At 46.2% G+C, this 517-nt stretch carries 2 tRNA genes and 1 rRNA gene; all 3 read right to left on the minus strand.

Annotated features, from left to right (window positions below):
• Positions 1-191: 191 nt before the first annotated feature.
• Positions 192-267 (minus strand) — tRNA-Ala (locus tag ACTWPX_RS21685).
• Positions 268-278: 11 nt separating this feature from the next.
• Positions 279-355: transfer RNA gene (locus ACTWPX_RS21690), tRNA-Ile, on the minus strand.
• An 88-nt stretch (positions 356-443) separates the two neighbouring features.
• Positions 444-517, minus strand: a 16S ribosomal RNA gene (locus tag ACTWPX_RS21695); the annotation flags it as partial.

Here is a 517-nt window from a genome sequence, read left to right on the forward strand (position 1 = left end):
GCCCTTATTCACTTAACTATCTTCGTGAAAAGACGTTGATTACAATTTCGATGTTTGATGTCTTGTCATCACTAGCGTCATCGTTAGATGACCACTATTGATTCCTTATCCAGTTTTCAAGGTTCACGCCCCTTTTCCAGGGTCGAATATAAAACACAAAAATAGCTCTTGTGTTTGATGAAACAATTAAATGGTGGAGCCTAGCGGGATCGAACCGCTGACCTCCTGCGTGCAAAGCAGGCGCTCTCCCAGCTGAGCTAAGGCCCCTTATAGTTGAATGGTGGGCCTGAGTGGACTTGAACCACCGACCTCACGCTTATCAGGCGTGCGCTCTGACCAACTGAGCTACAGGCCCATCCAATAAAGAGATGCTAATATTTTCATAGTTTAATCTCTCAAAACTGAACAACCAACCAAGTACGCTTCCGTTTCTAAATCCTTAGAAAGGAGGTGATCCAGCCGCACCTTCCGATACGGCTACCTTGTTACGACTTCACCCCAATCATTGGCCCCACCT

This window comes from Halobacillus sp. H74, from assembly GCF_052246715.1.
Lineage (GTDB): Bacteria > Bacillota > Bacilli > Bacillales > Halobacillaceae > Halobacillus > Halobacillus litoralis_A.